Source organism: Blastococcus sp. TF02A-30 (genome assembly GCF_003319185.1).
GTDB lineage: Bacteria > Actinomycetota > Actinomycetes > Mycobacteriales > Geodermatophilaceae > Blastococcus.
The window spans coordinates 116,070-129,314 of the sequence record NZ_QOHJ01000010.1; the positions used below are offsets into that span (position 1 = coordinate 116,070).

Annotated in this window: 19 protein-coding genes; 8 read left to right on the plus strand and 11 right to left on the minus strand. The window is 76.1% G+C overall.

Translation table 11 applies throughout. The annotated features are described in order from the left end of the window. Positions 1-12 precede the first annotated feature (12 nt). Both DQ241_RS19685 and DQ241_RS19690 read right to left on the minus strand, forming a co-directional pair. Positions 13-342, minus strand: a complete 330-nt coding sequence (locus tag DQ241_RS19685; protein WP_113831900.1) for a tetratricopeptide repeat protein — start codon at positions 340-342, stop codon at positions 13-15. Positions 343-385: 43 nt separating this feature from the next. Then, on the minus strand, positions 386-1,558 hold the full coding sequence (locus DQ241_RS19690; protein ID WP_113831901.1) for a glucose-1-phosphate adenylyltransferase family protein: 1,173 nt from the start codon (positions 1,556-1,558) through the stop codon (positions 386-388). Between the two features lie 81 nt (positions 1,559-1,639). On the opposite strand from DQ241_RS19690, the gene DQ241_RS19695 reads away from it, so the two are divergent. Beyond that, positions 1,640-2,845, plus strand: coding sequence for an MFS transporter (locus DQ241_RS19695; RefSeq protein ID WP_233492583.1), 1,206 nt, complete (start codon positions 1,640-1,642; stop codon positions 2,843-2,845). A gap of 6 nt (positions 2,846-2,851) precedes the next feature. On the opposite strand, the gene DQ241_RS19700 is transcribed toward DQ241_RS19695, so the two are convergent. Together DQ241_RS19700 and def are read right to left on the minus strand one after the other, a co-directional pair. Then, complete coding sequence (locus DQ241_RS19700) at positions 2,852-3,520, minus strand: HAD hydrolase-like protein (RefSeq protein WP_113831903.1); 669 nt, start codon at positions 3,518-3,520, stop codon at positions 2,852-2,854. Beyond that, a complete protein-coding gene (gene def, locus DQ241_RS19705) occupies positions 3,517-4,074 on the minus strand; it encodes a peptide deformylase (RefSeq protein WP_113831904.1) in 558 nt (185 codons plus the stop codon). The genes DQ241_RS19700 and def overlap by 4 nt, the downstream gene beginning before the upstream one ends. A gap of 192 nt (positions 4,075-4,266) precedes the next feature. On the opposite strand from def, the gene DQ241_RS19710 reads away from it, so the two are divergent. After that, entirely contained in the window at positions 4,267-4,647 is a 381-nt protein-coding gene (locus tag DQ241_RS19710) for an ANTAR domain-containing protein (protein WP_113831905.1), read from the plus strand. A 109-nt stretch (positions 4,648-4,756) separates the two neighbouring features. Next, complete coding sequence (locus tag DQ241_RS19715; protein ID WP_113831906.1) at positions 4,757-5,431, plus strand: 1-acyl-sn-glycerol-3-phosphate acyltransferase; 675 nt, start codon at positions 4,757-4,759, stop codon at positions 5,429-5,431. Here DQ241_RS19715 and DQ241_RS19720 read toward each other — a convergent pair. Beyond that, positions 5,418-5,807, minus strand: a complete 390-nt coding sequence (locus DQ241_RS19720) for a thioesterase family protein (RefSeq protein WP_113831907.1) — start codon at positions 5,805-5,807, stop codon at positions 5,418-5,420. The two genes, DQ241_RS19715 and DQ241_RS19720, sit on opposite strands and share 14 nt — an antisense overlap. Positions 5,808-5,847: 40 nt before the next feature. On the opposite strand from DQ241_RS19720, the gene DQ241_RS19725 reads away from it, so the two are divergent. Both DQ241_RS19725 and DQ241_RS19730 read left to right on the plus strand, forming a co-directional pair. Further along, positions 5,848-6,471, plus strand: coding sequence for an MSMEG_1061 family FMN-dependent PPOX-type flavoprotein (locus DQ241_RS19725; RefSeq protein ID WP_233492584.1), 624 nt, complete (start codon positions 5,848-5,850; stop codon positions 6,469-6,471). A 32-nt stretch (positions 6,472-6,503) separates the two neighbouring features. Continuing rightward, positions 6,504-6,929 (plus strand): VOC family protein, encoded by a 426-nt coding sequence (locus DQ241_RS19730; protein ID WP_113831908.1) that lies wholly within the window; start codon positions 6,504-6,506, stop codon positions 6,927-6,929. Positions 6,930-6,948: 19 nt separating this feature from the next. Here the strand turns inward: DQ241_RS19730 and DQ241_RS20450 are convergent, their stop codons facing one another. Further along, positions 6,949-7,146, minus strand: coding sequence for a hypothetical protein (locus DQ241_RS20450; RefSeq protein WP_147252416.1), 198 nt, complete (start codon positions 7,144-7,146; stop codon positions 6,949-6,951). 154 nt (positions 7,147-7,300) lie between these two features. Here DQ241_RS20450 and DQ241_RS19735 point away from each other — a divergent pair, with 154 nt between their 5' ends. After that, the gene (locus DQ241_RS19735) at positions 7,301-7,765 is read left to right on the plus strand and encodes a type II toxin-antitoxin system PemK/MazF family toxin (protein ID WP_113831909.1); all 465 of its coding nucleotides are present in this window, start codon (positions 7,301-7,303) and stop codon (positions 7,763-7,765) included. Position 7,766: 1 nt separating this feature from the next. On the opposite strand, the gene DQ241_RS19740 is transcribed toward DQ241_RS19735, so the two are convergent. The 4 genes from DQ241_RS19740 to DQ241_RS19755 form a co-directional block, all read right to left on the minus strand. Next, positions 7,767-7,982, minus strand: a complete 216-nt coding sequence (locus tag DQ241_RS19740) for a hypothetical protein (RefSeq protein ID WP_233492585.1) — start codon at positions 7,980-7,982, stop codon at positions 7,767-7,769. A 124-nt stretch (positions 7,983-8,106) separates the two neighbouring features. Beyond that, entirely contained in the window at positions 8,107-9,165 is a 1,059-nt protein-coding gene (locus DQ241_RS19745; protein WP_113831935.1) for an AbrB family transcriptional regulator, read from the minus strand. Positions 9,166-9,207: 42 nt separating this feature from the next. Further along, positions 9,208-9,501, minus strand: a complete 294-nt coding sequence (locus DQ241_RS19750; protein WP_113831910.1) for a transcriptional regulator — start codon at positions 9,499-9,501, stop codon at positions 9,208-9,210. Beyond that, the gene (locus DQ241_RS19755) at positions 9,498-9,947 is read right to left on the minus strand and encodes a hypothetical protein (RefSeq protein WP_113831911.1); all 450 of its coding nucleotides are present in this window, start codon (positions 9,945-9,947) and stop codon (positions 9,498-9,500) included. Before DQ241_RS19755 ends, DQ241_RS19750 begins: the two co-directional genes overlap by 4 nt. Before the next feature lie 124 nt (positions 9,948-10,071). Between DQ241_RS19755 and cobT the strand changes: the two genes are divergently transcribed. Then, the gene (gene cobT / locus DQ241_RS19760) at positions 10,072-11,196 is read left to right on the plus strand and encodes a nicotinate-nucleotide--dimethylbenzimidazole phosphoribosyltransferase (RefSeq protein WP_233492586.1); all 1,125 of its coding nucleotides are present in this window, start codon (positions 10,072-10,074) and stop codon (positions 11,194-11,196) included. Continuing rightward, positions 11,196-12,443: a uroporphyrinogen-III C-methyltransferase gene (gene cobA, locus DQ241_RS19765; RefSeq protein WP_113831912.1), complete on the plus strand. Its 1,248-nt coding sequence runs from the start codon at positions 11,196-11,198 to the stop codon at positions 12,441-12,443. Before cobT ends, cobA begins: the two co-directional genes overlap by 1 nt. Before the next feature lie 11 nt (positions 12,444-12,454). Here the strand turns inward: cobA and DQ241_RS21405 are convergent. Then, the coding region (locus DQ241_RS21405; protein WP_199584771.1) for an HNH endonuclease signature motif containing protein at positions 12,455-13,245 on the minus strand (791 nt) is incomplete at its 5' end.

A 13,245-nucleotide genomic window follows, 5' to 3' on the forward strand; every position in this document is an offset into this window, starting at 1 on the left:
TGCGGGCACCGCTCAGGCGGCGCCCAGGGCGTCTGCGACGCGGTGGTGCGGCGCCGCCTCGTCGTGCCGGCTCTGCCGCTCCAGCGTCCGGGCGAGGGCGCGTCGCGCCCAGCCGTTGGCCGGTGCCAGGGTCACGAGCCGGACGAGCGCTCCCTCGGCCTTGGCCAGCTGGGCCGAGCCGAAGTAGGAGCGGGCCAGGAGCTCCAGCGCGGCCTCGTTGGCGGGCTCGGCCTCGACCACCGCTTCGAGGATCCGTGCCGCCTCGGTCGGCTGCCCCATCGCGAGGAACAGGTCCGCGCGCATGAACTCCGAGTGCAGGTCGATCTCGAACGGCTGGGTCATGCCGCCTGCAAGGCGATCGGGCCGGTCGCCCTTCCCGGGCCGCTCACCCCTCCTCGGGGAAGCGGGCACCGGCCCCGAGCGTGGCGCCGTCGTGCACGCGGGCGCGCCGGCCCACGAGCGCGATGTCGCCGTCGCCACCCACCGAGGCGCCGTCGCCGATCTCGACGCCGTCGTCCAGCACGGCCCGCGTCACGGTCGCGCCCGAGCGCACCCGCGCCCCCGGCAGCAGCACCGAGTCGACGACGGTGGCGCCGCGCTCCACGACCACCCCGGGCGCGAGCACCGAGCCGCGCACCTCGCCGGCCACCCGGGTGCCACCGGACACCAGGCTGTCCTCGACGACCGCACCGCGCAGGATCCGGGCGGCGCTGTGCCGGCCGCCGCGGGTGCGGACCGGCCACGCCGGGTCGTCCAGGTCGAGCGGCGGGTCCTCCTGGATGAACTCGCGGTGCGCCTCCCAGTACGCGTCGATCGTGCCGACGTCGCGCCAGTAGCCGTCGAACCGGTAGGCGCGGGCCGCGCCGTCGCGGGTCTGCGCGGGCAGCAGGTGGCTGCCGAGGTCCTCCAGCCCCTCCTCGCCGACTTCGTCGTTCAGCTGCTCGAGCCGGTCCAGCGTCGGCCCCGGGTCGAACACGAACACCTCGTTGGTGGCGGTCGTCGTGGCCGGCTCGTCGGGCTTGTAGGCGTACCCGGTGACCCGGTCGCCGTCGGTCTCGACGATCCCGTAGCGCGGGGCGTCGTCCGCGGCGACCTCGGTGGTCACCATCGTCACCTCCCCACCGGAGCCGAGGTGGGCCTCCACCACCTCCCGGTAGTCCAGCTTGTAGACGGCGTCGGCGCTGACCACGACCAGGGCGTCGGGGGCGAAGTCCCGGACCAGCCCGGCGTGCCGCCACAGCGAGTCCGCCGTCCCGGTGTTCCACCCGCCCCGCTCGGTGCCCTGGAAGGGCGGCAGCGTGAGCAGCCCGCCCGACGTCCGGTCGAGGTCCCACGGCCGCCCGTTGGCCAGGTGCTCCGACAGCGACGTCGGGTGGAACTGGATGGAGACCCACACGTCGGCGATGTGCGAGTGCTGGCAGTTGCTCAGCGGGAAGTCGATCAGCCGGTAGACGCCCGCGAACGGCACCGCCGGTTTCGCCCGCTGGTCGGTGAGCAGTTCCAGCCGCCCACCGGCACCACCGGCGAGCACGAGCACGAGGATCCGGGGGAGCGCCATGCGCCCCCGCTACCCCGCCCGGGCACCGGTCACCCCACGGCCGACGCGCCGCGAGCGGGAATCGGCCGATCGCCTGCCGCCTTGTCCCCGTTCGTGCCGTTCCGCGTCCCCCGGTCCGCCGCCTTCTGGTCGGTCGCCCTCCTCCTGGTGCTCGTGCTCGCGGCCTCCGGCGTGCCCTCCCCGCTGTACCGCGTCTACCAGGAGCGGTTCGGCTTCAGCTCCGGCGTGCTGACGACGGTGTTCGCCGTCTACGCACTGGCGCTGCTCGTCGCGCTGCTCGTGGTGGGGGCGCTGTCGGACCACGTCGGTCGCCGTCCGGTGCTGGCCGCGGCGCTGCTCGTCCAGGCCGGGGCCATGCTGCTGTTCCTCACCGCCGACGGGGTGGGCTGGCTGATGGTCGCCCGGGTGGTGCAGGGACTGGCGACCGGCGCCATGACCGGCGCCCTCGGGGCGGCCCTGCTCGACCTGCAGCGCACGGACAAGCCGCTGGGCCCGCTGGTGAACAGCGCCTCCCCGGGGCTCGGCCTGTCCCTCGGCGCGGTGGGTGCCGGCGTCCTGGTGGAGTTCGTCGCCACCCCGACCGACTGGGTCTTCGGCGTCCTCACCGCGGTGTTCGTGCTCGCCGCGGGTGGTGTCCTGCTGCTCCCGGAGACCTCGCCGCGGACGCCGGGCGCCCTGGCCTCGCTCCGGCCGGACGCGCGCGTCCCGCGGGCGCAGCGCCCGGCGTTCCTCGTCGTCCTCCCCTGCCTGGCCGCGACCTGGGCGCTCGGCGGGCTCTACGCCTCGCTCGGCCCGTCGCTGGTCTCCGGGGTGTTCGGCGTCGACGACCACCTGGTCGGCAGCCTGCTCATCCTCGCGCTCAACGGCACCGGCCTGGTCGGATCGCTGGCGCTGCGCTCGGCGGTCCCCGAGCGCGCGATGGTCCTCGGCGCGCTGGTCTTCTCCGTCGGGGTCGGCGGCACCATCACCGGCCTGCTGACCGGTTCGCTGGCCGTGTTCTTCGCCGCCGCCGTCGTCTCCGGGTTCGGCTTCGGGGCGGCCTTCCTCGGCGCCATGGCCACCGTCACCCGCAGCGTGGCCCCTGGTGAGCGGGCCGGCCTGCTGTCGAGCGTCTTCGTCGTCAGCTACCTGATGTTCAGCCTGCCGGCCGTCGCCGCGGGCCTGGCCGTCGACGGGATCGGGCTGGAGCGGACGGCGGAGATCTACGGCGCCGCGGTCGTCGTCCTCGCCCTCACCGCCGCCGGGAGCCTGGTGCTGCGCCGCCGCTCCGAGCCGCTCGCGGCCTGAGCGGGATCAGACGCGGGTCAGCGCGTCGAGCACGCCGCTCGGTACCGCCGCGATCGCCGCGGCCCCGGCCGCCGCGAGCTCACCGGCCGGGGCGGGGCCCCAGCCGGCCCCGATGCAGGGCACCCCGTGCGCGGCGGCGCCGAGGACGTCGTGCTCGCGGTCGCCGACCAGCACCGGTCGGACTCCTTCCGGGTGCGCGGCCAGGGCCGCCGCCACGACCTGGTCCTTGTGCCGGACGGCGCCGTCCAGGGTCGCGCCGTGCACCGACGCGAAGGACGGCAGCAGGCCGGTGTGCCGGAGGACCCGGACGGCGAACACCCTCGGCTTGCTCGTCGCGACGGCGAGGACGGCGCCCTGCGCCGAGAGGTCGGTGAGCAGCTCGGGGATGCCCTCGTGCACGGTGGCGTCGAGCAGCGCCCCGGCGGCGTAGTGCGCGCGGTAGGCGGCGACGGCGTGCGGCACGTCGTCGGGCGGGACGCCGAGGACGAACCGGAACCCGTCCTGCAGGGGTGGGCCGACCATCGCGGTCAGCTGCGCCGGCGTCGGCTCGGGCAGCCCGAGCTCGCGGGCGGCCACCCGGACCGACGCCCGGATGCCGGGGGTCGAGTCGACCAGCGTCCCGTCAAGGTCGAACAGGACCAGCCGGGAGCGCAGCCCGGCCCCGGACGACGTCACGCCGGCAGGTCGCCGCTGGGCCCCTCGGCCTCGGCCAGCAGCCGCTCGCGCAGCTCCTCCGGCAGCCGGTCGACGTAGACGATGCCCTCGAGGTGGTCGACCTCGTGCTGCAGGCAGCGGGCGGCCATCCCGGTCGCCTCGATCGACACCGGGTCGCCGTGCACGTCGACGCCGTCCACCCGGGCGCGGAAGGCCCGCGGCAGCTCGGCGTACGGCCCGGGCACCGACAGGCACCCCTCCTCGGTGACCTCCTCCGCCGGCTCGTCACCGACCGGCTCGAGGACGGTCAGCACCGGGTTGATCGCGTAGCCGACGACGTCCTCGCCGTCCGCATCCGGGCAGTCGATGACGAAGATCCGCGCGTCGACGCCGATCTGGTTGGCCGCCAGCCCCACGCCGTCGGCGGCGGACATGCTGGCGAACATGTCGAGGAGCAGGTGGCGGAGGTCGCGGTCGAACTCGGTCACCGGCGCGCACGGGCGGTGCAGCACGGGGTTGCTGCCGTAGGTGACGATCGGCCGGGCGACGCCGTCGTAACGGCCGGGCAGGCGCATGTCCGCCGATCCTAGGGACGGCCCCCGGCCGCCTCGTCGGCGGCGTGCCCCGCCGTGGTGCGCCGAACCGGACTCCGTCGTACCGTGCCCGCATCACCTGCGACCGGCCCGCGCGGCCGGTGACCCGCGGCGGTCGAGCCCACGGCGCCGGGGTCTGCCGGACTCCGGTACGCCCGGCCCGCGGAGGCCCCCATGTCCTCACCGGCCCTGTCCCGCACGCGCACCGTCCGCTCCCTGCGCGACGGCGGACCGCTCCCCGGTGCGCCCTCCGACCGATCACCGGCCGACGGCGCCGAGCTCGTCGAGACCCTCACCCGGGAGGTCGAGCAGCTTCGCGCCGCGATGGCCAGCCGGGCCACGATCGAGCAGGCCAAGGGCATGCTCATGCTGCTCACCGGGTGCGGCGAGCAGGTGGCCTTCGAGCTCCTCGCGCACATGTCCAGCCACACCCACCGCAAGGTCCGCGACGTCGCCGAGGCCATCACCGCCTCGGCGTGCGGGCACGGCCGGCTGCCGGAGGACCTGAGCACGATCCTGCGGGACGCCTGCCCGCCCGAGCACCGCGGCGGCTGACCCGGGAGCGCCGCGGGGAGCCGTGCGCCCACCGCGGAGCGGCGTTGGGGATGATGCGGAGGCCACCGGGCGCCGGTTGCTGCCGGCCGGACCGAGGAGGAGCCCCCGGGTGTTCTACGTCATCGCCCGCTTCGTCATCCGGCCGATCTTCTGGGTGCTGTTCCGGCCTCGGGTGACCGGTCGCGGCAACGTCCCGCTGCGCGGCCCGGTCATCCTGGCCAGCAACCACCTGTCGTTCATCGACAGCATCGCGATCCCGACCGTCGCCCCCCGCCGCGTGGCGTACCTGGCCAAGGCCGAGTACTTCACCGGTACCGGGCTGAGCGGCTGGTTCTCCCGGGCCCTGTTCACCGCGCTCGGCGCGCTGCCCGTGGAGCGGGAGACCCACCGGGCCGCCCAGGCCGCGCTGGACACCGCGCTGGGCGTGCTGCAGCGCGGCGACGCGTTCGGCATCTACCCGGAGGGGACCCGGTCCCGCGACGGCCGGCTGGCCCGGGGCAAGACGGGGGTCGCCTGGCTGGCGCTGACCGCGGACTGCCCGGTCGTCCCCGTCGCCGTCCACGGGACCGACCGCATCCAGCCGGTGGGGGCCCGCTGGCCGCGGCCGCGTCGCGTCTCGGTGACCTTCGGTGAGCCGCTGCGCTTCCCCGAGCACCGCGGGCAGGCCGGCAAGGGCCGGGCGCGGCGCGAGGTCACCGACACGATCATGGAGGCGATCGCGGAGCTGTCCGGGCAGGAGAAGGCCGGCTGGGGCGACACCCCCGAGGCGGTCAGCTCCCGCTGAGGGACTCCCGGACCTCGTCCGGCCACGGCACCGGAGCGCCCGCGGCGGTGCACACGTAGGTGGTGCGCACCGTGCAGCACAGCCGGTCGCCGACCCGGATCCCGAACCGCACGGTGGCGCTGGTCCGGCCCAGCTTCTCCAGCTCGGCGTCCACGTCCACCGTGTCGCCGTACCGTGCCGACGAGCGCCACTCCAGCGCGCTGGCGACCACGAGGTACTCCGTGCCGGCGGCGTTCAGCGCGGCCCAGTCGACGCCCCGCCCGGTCCACCAGGAGGCGACCGCCTCGTCGGCCCAGACCAGGTAGTGCGCGTTGAACACCACGCCCTGCTGGTCGCACTCGACGAAGCGGACCGGAGCACTCCACACCTGCGGCACGGGGTGCCACGCTAGCCGCGGCGCCGTCTACCGTCGTCGCGTGCCCGCCGCTCCCCCTCCCCCGCTGCCCACCGACGACCCGGTCCTCGCCGGGTACCGGACGCCGGGTGGCCTGGTGCTGGACAAGGTGATCGACCACCTCGACCGGCACTGCCGCGAGTTCATCGCGCACTCCCCGTTCGCCACGCTGGCGACGGCGGATGCCGACGGCTGGCCGGAGATCTCCCCGCGCGGCGGCGACCGGGGGTTCGTGCACGTCCTCGACGAGCACCGGCTGGCGCTCCCCGACCGCCCGGGCAACAACCGGGTCGACAGCCTGCGCAACGTCGCCGTGAACCCGCGCGCGGCGCTGATGTTCCTGGTGCCGGGTGTCGAGCAGACGCTGCGCGTCTACGGGACGGCGGAGCTGGTGGGCCACGACGAGCTCGACGTGGACCTCACCGAGTTCGGGCGGGCACCGCTGTCGGTCCTCGTGCTCACCGTCCGCAAGGCCTACTTCCAGTGCCCCAAGTCGGTCATGCGCTCCGGGCTGTGGGACCCGGCGCAGCGGGTGGAGCCGGGCACGCTGACCCCCTTCGGCCGGGTCATCAAGGACCACTGCGCGCTGGACGTCGACCTGCCGGACGACGCGACGATCCGGGCCGGGCTGGCCGAGGAGCTGTAGGGCTGTCGGTACCGCGCCCTAGCCTGCGCCGCATGTCCTTCGACGTGCAGATCGTGGTCGACTCCTCGTCGCCGCACGCGCTGGCCGACTGGTGGGCCGAGACCCTGGGCTGGCAGGTGGAACCGCAGGACGAGGCCTTCATCCGCCGCATGGTGGAGCAGGGCGCGGCCCGCGAGTCCGACACCACCACGCACCGCGGTGCCCTGGTGTGGAGGGCCGGTGCGGCCATCACCTCGCCCGAGCCCGGCCGTCCGCGGGTCCTCTTCCAGCTCGTGCCCGAGGCCAAGACGGTCAAGAACCGGCTGCACCTGGACGTCCGGGTCGGCGACGAGGCCCGCGAGCCCGAGGTGGCGCGGCTGGTGGAGCGCGGCGCCCGGGAGCTGTGGCGGGGCGCCCAGGGGCCGTTCACGTGGGTGACCCTCGCCGACCCGGAGGGCAACGAGTTCTGCGTCGCCTAGCCGGCGCGGTCCGGTTTGCCTAGCTGGCGCGCAGGTCGCGGGCGAGCTTGCGGTCGGCGATGGCCCGCTCGGCCATCGCCCTGACCCGCCGGCGCCGCGGTCTGCGGTCGATGCCCAGGTAACGCGCGTCCTCGACCAGCTGGAAAGCCGCGAGCACGCTGGCCTGCACCTCGCGCGCCCTGGGGACGGCGGGGCGCGCCGGTTCTGCCGAAGTCATGGAGACCCCCTTCCTCCCGGGGAACCACCCACGACCACCCGTGACCACCACCCCGTGCGGGGGTGGTTCCCCGTCATCGGCAGTCCCAACCCCGTGCGTGACCATTTGGTGCCGATGTGTCACAAGTGACAGCAGGGGCCGTAGCGTGCCCGGCATGGCAGCGCAGCGCGGGCTCCGACGGGCGGCCGGCGCCGTCCTCGGCGCCCTCCGCCGGGTGCGGGCCCCCGCCCGCCCGGCCGTGGACGTCGAGTACCGCCCGCGGGACGACGACGCCGCCGATCCGGGCGAGATCGTCTGGGCGTGGGTGCCCTACGACGAGGGCGACGGGCGCGGCAAGGACCGCCCGGTGCTCGTGATCGGCCGACGCGGCAGCGACCTGCTGGGGTTGATGCTCAGCAGCAGGGACCACGACCGCGACGCCGCCGACGAGGCGCGCCACGGTCGGCGCTGGACCGACATCGGCAGCGGCGCGTGGGACGCGCGCGGCCGGCCCAGCGAGGTGCGGCTCGACCGGCTCCTCGTGCTGGACCCGGCCACCGTGCGGCGGGAGGGCGCCGCCCTGGACCGGGCCCGCTTCGAGCGGGTGGTCGCCGAGGCAGCCCGCGTCCAGGGCTGGTGAGTCAGTCGGCGACGGACTCGTCGCGCGCGGGGCGGCGCACCGGCGGGCGCAGGGTGTAGACGCCCGCCTGGCCGGGGAGCTCCTGCAGGTCGTACCGGTGCACGACCTTGGGGCCGTCGTGCAGGTGCACGTGCGTGATCGTCGGCAGCGGCTCCCCGTGCCGCGCCGCGCGGATCTCGACCCGCCCGTCCAGCGGCCCCCCGACGAACAGCAGCACCGCGTCGTCGGCGCCGCAGTCGGTGCCGGTTCCAGCGTCCTCGGACAGTTCTGCGCTCCCTCGTCTCGTCCCGCGGTCAGCCAGGGTAGGCGCGGACGACGACACGGGGGTGGGCGCAGCGCGCTCAGCGGCCCCCGGTGCGCCGCAGCACCCGGGCCACGAGCGGCGCACTGAGCAGCATCACGAACAGCCGCAGCACCTGGACGGCGAGCACGAACGTGGCGTCGGCACCGCTGCCGGTGGCGGTCGCGAGCACGGCGTACAGCCCACCCGGCGTGGTGGCGAGGTAGCCGTCCAGGGCGCTGGCGCCGGTGACGGCGGAGAGCACCGCCCCCAGCCCGGCGCAGGCCAGCACCAGCCCGAGGATGACGGCCAGCGCCAGCGGCAGCGCGCGGCCGATGGTGCTCAGGCTGGTGCGGGTGAAGCTGAGCCCGACCTGCAGCCCGATGACCAGGAAGGCTGCGCTCTCGACGAACGCCGGGACGTCGGCCGCACCGGCGAGCCCGGTCAGCTCGACGACGACCGCGGCGAGCAGCGGGCCGAGCAGCGCGGCGACCGGGAGCCGCACCAGCCGGCCGACGGCCAGCCCGACGACCGAGCAGCCGACGGTGAACAGCAGGCCGGCCGGCCAGCCCGCGCCGCCGTCGTCCCCTGCTGGTCCTCCGCCCGAGGACGCGCCGTAGACCCCGGTGGCGACCACCGGCATGAGGACGACGATGAGCAGCACCCGCAGGTACTGCAGGACCGCGACCATGCGCTCGTCGGCGCCCAGGTCGCGGGCCATGACGATGATCCCGGACGCGCCGCCGGCGATCATCGAGAAGGCGCCGGTCACCGGGCTGATGCCGCGCTGCAGGCGCAGCACCAGGCCGGCCAGCAGGCTCAGCGCCAGCGTGGCCAGGGTGACCAGGACGACCGGCAGCCAGTCGGCGGCGAGCGCGCGCAGCGTCTCCAGCTCGACCAGCGCGCCCATCGCGACGCCGATGACCGCCTGGGCCGCCGTCGTGGCGCGTCCCGGGACGGCCGGCGGCGCCGGCAGCAGCAGCGCACGGCCGAGGCCCGCCACCAGGCCGCCGAACAGCGCCGGCGAGGGCAGCCCGAGCCGGTCGAGCAGCAGGCTGACGACGACGGCGACGAGGACGACGGCCGCACCGTCGGCGATCCGCCGCCACCCCGTGCTCACCGGCACCACTCTGCCGGTGACCGCCCGGCGACGCCCGGGCGGTCAGCCGCCGGTGATCCGCCGCAGCTCGGCCACGTGCGCGTCGAACGCGGCACGGCCGGCCTTCGTCAGCGCCAGGCCGGTGCGCACCCGGGAGGCGCGGGTGGACTTGGAGACGGTCACGTAGCCGGCGTCCTCGAGCTGCTTCACGTGCTTGGAGAGGACCGAGTCGCTGACGCCCACCTGGTCGCGGACGGTGGCGAAGTCCATGGAGTCGACCACCGCCAGCAGGCCGCAGATCTGCAGCCGCGGCGGCGGGTGGATGACCGCGTCGAACCGCGGTTCGACCGCCGTCACAGCTCGGCGCGGAGCTGGGCCACGTAGAGCCGGCCCGAGCGGCGGCTCAGCCAGGCCGCGACGCCACCGAAGGCGGCGGAGACCCCGAGGAGCAGCTCGGGCAAGCCGAACTGCAGGTGGAGCACGGCCACCACGGCCCAGGCGGTGCAGCAGGCAAGCCACAGCCGGAGGAGCGGCTGCAGCCCGGGCCGGTCGGCGCTGGGCCACAGCCCCGTGCGCCGCCGGTAGCAGGTGATGAGGGCGTAGACGCCGGCGAAGAACGCGCACCCGGCCAGCGCGATGCCCCACCAGTCGAGCACCGCGTAGGACCCGAAGAAGACGAAGACCAGCACCCCCAGGGCGACGTCCCACCACCACGGCTGGACGACGCGCTCGGCCAGCGCCGTCCGGTCGGCCCGCAGGGCGGCGAGCTGTGCCTGCGCCTCGGCGCGGTCGTCACTTTCCATACCGGAAAGTGTGGCCCGCCACTTTCCGATCCGTCAAGTGACGACGTCACCGGCGCGTCACACGGGCGTGGTCTCATGCGGCTCCCGCACCACCGTTCCGCCCGGACCGCACCCGCTGCGATCCTTGACCCGACACCGCTGCTGCCGAGGAGTTCCGCTGAGCACCGACCCGACGCCCTTCGCCGGCACCCTGCTGGGCGAGACGATCGCCGCGATCACCCCGCGCGACGCATCGGCCGAGCTGGCCGCGCGCGAGCGGCTGGACCGGATGACCAAGCCCCCGGGCTCGCTCGGCGTGCTCGAGGACGTCGCCGCGCAGCTGGCCGGGATCGCCGGCACGTGCCCCGCGCCACTGCCCGAGCCGGCCGCCGTCGCGGTCTTCGCCGGCGACCACGGGGTGCACGCGCAGGGCGTCACGCCGTGGCCGCAGGAGGTGACCGCGCAGATGGTCGCCAACTTCCTGGCCGGCGGAGCCGTGGTGAACGCCTTCGCCGCCGGCCTCGGCGCCGAGGTCGTCGTCGTCGACATGGGGGTCGCGGCGACGCTGGAGCCGGCCGACGGGCTGCTCGACCGCAAGATCCGCCGCGGGACCGCCGACCTCGCCGTCGGCCCGGCGATGACCCTCGACGAGGCGCGGCGCGCGGTCGAGGCCGGCATCGAGGTGGCGACGACGCTGGCCGCGCGGGCCGGGTGCCTGGTCACCGGCGACATGGGGATCGGCAACACCACCCCCTCCGCGGCGCTGGTGTGCGCCTTCACCGGCGCCGACGCGGCCACGGTGACCGGCCGGGGCACCGGCATCGACGACCCGACGCTGGCCCGCAAGGTGGCCGTCGTCGGTCAGGCCGCGGCCCGCGTGCCGTCGGCTCCCACCACGCCCGAGGAGGCGCTCGCGGCACTGGCGGAGCTGGGCGGCCTCGAGCACGCCGGGATCGCCGGCCTGGTGCTGGGCGCCGCGGCCGCGCGGGTCCCGGTCCTGCTGGACGGCGCCATCGCCGGCTCGGCCGCGCTGGTGGCCGCGGCGCTGTGCCCGACGGCGATCGACTTCGCGCTGGCCGGGCACTCCTCGGTCGAGCCCGGCCACGCGGTCGCGCTCCGCTCGCTCGGGCTGCGCCCGCTGCTCGGCCTGGACCTGCGCCTCGGCGAGGGCACCGGCGCCCTGCTGGCGCTGCCGCTGGTGACCAGCGCGGCCCGCGCGCTCCGCGACGTGGCCACCTTCGACTCCGCCGGCGTGACCGAGAAGAGCTGATGGCCGCCACGCCCGTCTCCCCCGCGTCGGGGGCGGTGTACCCGGTCGGCCTGCGGCTGGCCGACCGCCGCGTGGTCGTCGCGGGCGGCGGCCGGGTCGCGCACCGCCGCGTGGCCGGGCTGCTCGAGGCCCGGGCGCTGATCACCGTCGTGAGCCCGGAGGTCACCCCGGCCCTGGAGGCGCTCGTCGCCCCGGGCTCGGTCACCTGGCTGACCCGCCGGTACGAGCCGGGCGACCTGGACGGCGCCTGGTACGCGGTCGCGGCCACCGACGACCCGGCGGTGAACGCTGCGGTGGCGGCCGAGGCCGAGGCGGCGCGCATCTTCTGCGCCCGCGCCGACGACCGGTCCGCCTCGAGCGTCTGGACACCCGCCGTCGGGCGGCTGGGCGACCTCGCCGTCGGGGTGCACGGCGGCGGCGATCCGCAGCGCGCGGTCGCCGTCCGGGACGCCGTCGTCGCCGGGCTGGCCGACGGTTCGATCCGCGACCGGGCCGGCCGGGCCTCCGCGGCCGGCCGGGGCAGCGTCGTCCTCGTGGGCGGCGGCCCGGGTGACCCCGACCTGATCACCGTGCGCGGCCGGCAGGCGGTGGCCTCGGCCGACGTCGTCGTCGCCGACCACCTGGCTCCGCTGCAGCTGCTCGAGACGCTGCCGCCGGAGGTGGAGGTGGTCGACGCCTCCAAGCTGCCCCGCGGGCGGTCGATGGCGCAGGAGCAGATCAACGAGCTCCTGGTCGGGCGGGCGCTGGAGGGCAAGCGGGTGGTGCGGCTGAAGGGCGGCGACCCGTTCGTCTTCGGCCGCGGCATGGAGGAGGTCGAGGCCTGCGCGGCCGCCGGTGTCCCGGTGGAGGTGGTCCCGGGCGTCACCAGCGCCATCGCCGTTCCCGCGCTGGCCGGCATCCCCGTCACCCACCGCGGGCTGACGCACGAGTTCGTCGTCGTCTCGGGGCACCTGCCGCCGGGGCACCCGCAGTCGCTGGTCGACTGGGCGGCGGTGGCCCGGCTGCGCGGCACCGTCGTCGTCCTCATGGGGGTCGACACCGCGCCGGCCATCGCCGACGCGCTGGTGGAGCACGGCCGCGCCGCGGAGACGCCGGTCGCGGTGGTGAGCGACGGGTCGACCCCGAACCAGCGCACGGTGCGGACGACGCTCGCCGGGCTGGCCCGTGCGATCGAGGAGGCGGGCGTCCGCCCGCCGTCGGTGTGGGTCGTGGGCGAGGTGGCCGGGCAGCTGAGCGCTCCGCGCTGAGCTCGCCGCCGTCAGAACGGTGGCGGGGTGTGGTCCGGTGGTGGTGCCGGTGGCGGGGGCAGCGCGGGTCGGTCGCGCAGGCCCGGTGGTCGGGTGCTGCGGGTGATGCCGGACGGGGTGGTGACGGTGAGGGTGCCGTCGGGGGCCAGGGCGAAGCGCCAGCCGCGGGCGAAGGTCTTGAGCCGGTGGTGGGTGCGGCACAGGCAGCACAGGTTGTCGCAGCCGGTGCGCCCGCCGCAGTCGTGCGGGACGACGTGGTCCAGGTCGGTGCGCCCGGCGGGCCGGGCGCAGCCGGGGTGGCGGCAGGTGCGGTCGCGCAGCCGCACGAACCGCTCCTGCGCCGCGGCGGGCGCGTAGCCGTTCCGGTCGGCCGGCGCCCCCAGCTGCGGGCAGGCGCAGGCCGCCTCCCGCCCGTGCGCTCGGCAGCCGCTGGCGGCCAGCCGGGCCAGCTCGGCGGGGGTGGCGGTGGCCAGCAGCGCGCCGTGCTCGTCGGTGATCGCGACCGCCAGGCTGCCGCCGGGCGGAGCCTGCAGCCCGAGCCCACCGAGCTGGGCCAGCAGCTCGCGCAGGTGCGCGGCGGTGATCGGCTGCCCGCCCACCGCCGGCCCGCACTCCCCCGCCGCTCCCGACCGCCCTGCCCCGACCGGATCAGCGGCGGCGGCCCGCGCGCCGCCGCCGGTCAGCGCCGGCAGCGGGGCCAGGACGGTGACGTGCCCGGTGAACCCGGCACCGTCGGCACCACCGGGGTTCAGCACCAGCGCGGCGTGCGCCTCACCGCGCAGCACCCCGATCGGCCGGTCAT